2 protein-coding genes are annotated in these 5,507 nt (G+C 60.4%); both read right to left on the reverse strand.

Going from position 1 to position 5,507, the window contains the following annotated elements; all coding sequences use genetic code 11:
• Positions 1–1,350 precede the first annotated feature (1,350 nt).
• Positions 1,351–3,510 carry an NACHT domain-containing protein gene (locus tag BCD48_RS46890; protein ID WP_157910540.1) on the reverse strand — a complete coding sequence of 720 codons (2,160 nt, stop codon included), beginning with the start codon at positions 3,508–3,510 and terminating at the stop codon, positions 1,351–1,353.
• Positions 3,437–4,273: a DUF4062 domain-containing protein gene (locus BCD48_RS46895; protein ID WP_083418964.1), complete on the reverse strand. Its 837-nt coding sequence runs from the start codon at positions 4,271–4,273 to the stop codon at positions 3,437–3,439. Before BCD48_RS46895 ends, BCD48_RS46890 begins: the two co-directional genes overlap by 74 nt.
• Positions 4,274–5,507 lie beyond the last annotated feature (1,234 nt).

Raw genomic sequence — 5,507 nt, forward strand, 5'->3', positions numbered from 1 at the left:
GACCCAGCATCGCGAGCAGGCTGGAGATGTCACACTGCTCGCAGTCGAACAGGGCGGTGGACACGCCGGGGGCAGGCTGGCATGATGGCACGCGGTGGCCTTCTGTTTTTTTGGACAATGTGGGTTGGCGCTTTCATTGTCCGAGCAGGAGGCCACTTCCGTCACAACGCGTGTGCGAGGTTCCGTCAAAGTAGGGGCGGCGACGCGTCAAAGGCCGGCCCGAAGGCCATTTCCGAACCGGCCCGCGAAACGTCAGCGGGAGACCCAGCGACATGCCGCCGTCGCCGCTTCGACCCGCGCATAGCCCCTCAGAAGCCTGTCCCCAGGCGCCGGGCCTACGAGCCGGCCGCCGGGTTCACTACGATCAGCTATCGATCATCACGGTGAGCTACCTCGCCGAGACCCTGGGTCCACCCCCGACGGCGAGGAGCTCCGGTCCGCCGATGGCGGGCGGGGCGAACTACAGACGACCCGCATCTCAGGGCGACCCCGACTTCTACCCCTGTCCATCGAAGGCCGGCTCCGGCGCTACGCGGTCAGGGCGGCTGACGTAGGACCCCGTTGCCGCCGGGCGCCATCCCGCGGCCCCTGGCGTCCTTGGGCTTCTTTGCTCGCCTGGCACCGGGGGATTATGAGATTCCCGAGTACTCGTCTGTATCCGTCCACCGACGTCCGCTGGTCCAGGTCGGGCTGGCGCCGGGTTCCGTAGACGTCCACACTCGTCCGCTGCCGTCTGTCGGCTTGGCTGCCAGCCTGGCTGCCATCGGCCGGAGCCGCAGCCACCGCGCGACGTGATCGTTATCGGCCTCCGACTCTGTACCGCCTACGGCCAGTGGACAAGATCTCCGTGGGCAAGTCGATCCGTACCGCAGGCGCGCCAGCGCTGAGGAGCGGAAGCGGCGTGGCAGCGCGTCCTTGCCCTGCGGCTTAAGAGGAGAGGGCGAGTCGTCCACCGAAGTCCGTAGACCTCTGTACCGTCCGCCTGCTCAGCGGTGCGAGTCCGCCGACATCCATAGACGTCCGTGCCCGACCGCCGGTTTGGGTACATGGCTGAGTGCACTACCCGTCCGCGCCGCAACCGCCCCGACGGATCCACGTCGGCCATGCGGAGTCACGCCGCCGTGGGGCAGAAGCTGCTACCCCGTAGCCCTCCGCAGGCGTGGCACAGACTTCCATCAACATCCGCCAGCCTCGGGCCTGGCAATGTCCACCGCTGTCCACTCGCTCGCGCCCACGTGCTGCATAGCTTCTGCAGACAGACCTGCGCGTTTGTTGCTGTTCGCCGGCGGTTGACGACGTGGCTACCGCTCACATGCGAGGCCACGAGCAGCAACGTGGTCCGCTCCCATGCTATTTACCGTCGGCTGGTTCAACGTCGACCGAGTGATCGACGATCTCCGAGGCCCAGGACCAAACTGATGCCGCGTCCAGGTCTTCCGTCACCAACCAATCGCTTCGATGCTCAAGGAGCGGCCTCGCAAACTCGAAGACGCCAATGCTATCTCGGTCCAGGAACTGCCGCTCCACCTCATTCTCCTTGGCGTCTCCAAGCGACTTATTTTGCATTACGCAGCAGACAGCAAGAACTCGAACCAGAGCAATCCGGCGTTCAGGAGATATTCGTTCTATAACCCCGGCGGAGGTCTGCGGCGCCGACGAGAGAGCGCCAAAGAAAATGAACGGCCTGATCCGTTTTATTTTGGTTTCATCTGCGGCCAAGGCATCGCCGATGCCAACAGCCATATCTAGAAATCGAGAATCGTCGTCCGAGCGCCCTTCAAGTAGAGGCTGAACTGCGTAAGAAATTGGACTAAGATACCTCGCCCTCGTACCGGGGATCGGCGTCTCATCCGTTATTCCACTCTTTCCAGTTTTCGCAAGGTAGTCCTGCAGCGAAAGATGGCCGGTAAAGAGGCGCATGATCATTGCCCAGCGCCAGGAATCCGAAAATATCCTCTTCTCCGCAGTCTGTTCTCGAAGCGCTGCGGCCCATATGTTCCATTCCCCCGAAGTGTCCCTCGCGTGGTTGAGATGGCACAGCAAGCTAATCGCTACCTCACGTCGGGCAAGAGCTGGATCATTGCTCGACACACCCTCAAGCTTCTCTTGGACGGTGGTCATTACATTCTTGTGGATCTCACGCGCAGCCGGTGACAGACTGAAGACTAGGCCCCTGCTAACCTCGTCGTCCACGTCTTGAATTTCTAGACAAGCCTCCAGGTGCGTCTCGACCACGAGTTCCACTGCACTTCTCACGATTGCGGGTGACGGCACAAGAAACGCAAGAGACCGCGCGAGGAAGGAGGCAACATTACACTTCTCACGAATTGACATCGCCGACCCGTGGATGCGAGAAAGTGCAACAACGGCGCGGTCGGCGCCACCCAAGCGCTGTTTTGATTTGATCTGAATGGCAAGCTGTGCAACGACATCCCATTCCGCAGCCATGATTTTTTCACTCAAAGCGCCAAAAAGTTCCTCTTCATCGTTTGTAATCGCCAGGTGATAGGCAGTGAAATATTCAAGAAATGTGCGATGTGTGAACTGATATAGAGATTCACCATCGGGGCTTAGTCCGACATCGGTGAACACCCATGCGCGACCACGGCAAAATTCGATGAACTCTCGGGCGGCCCTCACTGCCTCTGCACGAGATTCGTATTGCCAAGTCTGCAGGTAGTCCGCTGCATGTTCCACCAAGAGTCTCTCCTGGACTCCTGCTTGCAAGTCGGCAGAACTGTAGATCCAGTACGCTAGATCCATCATGGCGGGTTCGACATGGGCCTCGAAGGCCAGAGGTCGCTTCAATCCTCGGTGTTTGTCCCACCTGTCGAACAGCATGCGGGAGCACTTCTCGTAGACGTCCGGCCGATTCCGAGGTATATACGACTCGGTTTTATAGATGCTACACATCAGGGCAAGCATCAGCGGATTCCGCGTCAAGTCGGAGACGAGGCGACTTTCTCGCACAAACCCGCTGGAAAGCGTCTGGCACTCTGACGCGCTAAAACGTTCGTCGAGCGCAAACCAGTTCCTAACATAGGATTCAACCTGGCTGTCGTCGAACCCATCTAGTGTGACAATCGAAAAGACATCCTCGGCAAGCGGAGCCTGCATATACCCGACGCGGCGAGAGGTGACTAGGATCCGCGCGCGTGGATAGACCTCAGAAAATGCTTCGATGGAGTCAACCGTATCCTGGCGTCTCCGCGGCTCAAGCAACTCATCGAGGCCATCGAAAATTATCACCGTATGATCTGCCTCAAGAAGTGACTCGATCAGGTCGGCAGAAAGCGCGACCTGATATTTCGCCTTCAGGGTGCTAGAAATGAACTCGACTATACTAACGGGATGCTCTTCACGTGACGCATTGTACTCTCGGAGTACAACAAGGAACGGTATCACGATCTTACCAGTCTCGGAATTTTCGCAAAATTCATACATCAATTTTGTGCTGAGCGTCGTTTTGCCGCCCCCCGGGATCCCCCACGAAAACGACCCTGCGGGCACTTCGCAGCACCTCATCGAGATCAATCTTTCGGTCCTGATCCGATATCTCGAGCCGCCCCCTCAGGCAGGGAACTACATAGATCTTGTCTAGGGCGACCCTGCTAGCATTGTCAGTATTCGGGGGTGTTATGTACCGGTTTGCCTGACGCATTACCTGACGGTACTTGGATGTCTGCGAATGGACCTGAGGGTCGGCTGATCGGGCCTTCCCGCCGGTCCGAGTCCCCACGCCTCGACTGCTCCTCGACTTGGACGGCCGGGTATTGTGCGTCCGGGTGGCCATGAGAGCCTGCAGGACGACCGTCTCAAGCTGACGAACATCATTGAATCTTTGAACCGTCAAACCACTGTCGTTGAGTATTCTTGATCTGAACTTTTCCTGCCTGTCTCCAAATTCCAAGTCAAAGCTCACCGCGCGCGAAACCTCTGCGTCTTCCGAGAGCAGGAAGATTAGCCGCGGAATACCGAGGTCGGTGGCAGCGTTGAATTCCAGTTCGGTGTATGAAACCGCTGGGTCATCCCGGACTGGAGAGCCATACCTGAACCCAACGAGGGCCACGTAAAGGTCGGAATTCTCCACCATTTCCCGACACAGAATGGAAGGCGATAGATCCGCAGATGTAAAGTAGGCCATATCGACGATGGCGTCACCCGCTCGCTTCACCGCAGTTTCGACGGCTTCGACAAAAGAAACCGGCGAAGGATGGGCACTAAGCTCAGACGTGTGGCTGATGAAGACTCGGCGCGGCGAAGGCACTGGCATGGACCTATGGTGCCACCTATGCCGACCGGGTTGGGGGTCGGGTGTCGTCGATAGGCATCGCGTCCTGCTTGTTTGCTGGTAGTTTTGTCCGGTTCGCGGAGTATGGCCAAAACGGCCGGATATCTGGAGGGGTTTAGGCTGGCGGCTCGCCGGCGAGCACGGCGCGCCAGCGCCGCGCGCAGCCGTCGCGCGGCGCGCTCTTGTCTCCAAATCGAGTAATTCGGCAGCCTGCTGGCCTACAGCGTGCCCTGACGGCCCTGGTGGCAGCAGGCCTGGGGCAGGCTACAGCGGCGCAGTGCCGCCTTGTCCGCAGCCGGCGGCGGGGCCGAGGTCCGGCCTGACTGTCGTGGCTCTACGTGCGGTGGTGGTCCCGGGAACCGGTGGCGTAGCCACCGGTTCCATCTGTGCCAGACGGGAGGGCGGTGTTTCGGGCTGCGGGGGTGGCTCGCTCCACGATCCCACCTTCCGTCACCCACTGTCATCAGAACTCGACGCGGGGTGGCTGGCGGTTGGGGTGATGTCGAAGAGAAGTTGAGCAACGAGGTGGCCATACGGACTGGCAGCGACGTTCGAGGCAGGCGGGAGAAAAATGTGATCAAAGAGGCGACGGCGACGGTTTTCGTCTTCGGGCGGCTGGAGGATGAGGCTTGGCGGGTGGCCAGGGTCTGGCATCCCCGGTTCGCCGGCTGGATTCCGCCGGGCGTTCATTAGGCAAGTGCGTTGTCGGGCAACAAGGTGTCGGCTGCTTTAGAACACGTGCCCGGCCCTCCCAGAGAGGACCCTCATCCGGCCTCGAACTCCTGAAGCCACGGCCAGGGGCAAAGTAGCTGTCCGTAATCAGAAGCTTCCAGTGCCTTCTCATCGTGGTCGCGGAGCATCCGCATGACGGTGGCCGCTGACGGGTGCTGGCCTTTCTTCTTCCCGGTGGAGATGACGAGCCGCTCGGCAATCTCCCGCAGGCTCGCCGCAGCGTAAGATCCCTCGCTTGCCCGGTACCGGGCCGCCGTGTACGCAGCGTCTGCTGCCCGCCCCGATCGTCTCGTCTGAGCTGTCCGGCAGAGCGCTGAGGCTGTTCAGCACTACGGCAGCGTGCGGCGCCAGCAGCTGCTCGGCCGACCACGTCGGCGGGTCCTCGGGGGCAAGGCTCCGGCACGTTTGAAGTTTGACCGGTAGGTCTGGTCTGTCGGGTTGGGGGCGTCGGGCCTGGTGGCGGGTGGTTTGCGGGGGCGGACAC

The organism is Pseudofrankia coriaricola (assembly GCF_001854805.1).
Classification (GTDB): domain Bacteria; phylum Actinomycetota; class Actinomycetes; order Frankiales; family Frankiaceae; genus Pseudofrankia.

Bases quoted from the DNA above. Each gene is read 5' to 3' on its own strand.
- BCD48_RS46895 (WP_083418964.1), bottom strand. From the start codon at position 4,273: ATGCCAGTGCCTTCGCCGCGCCGAGTCTTCATCAGCCACACGTCTGAG.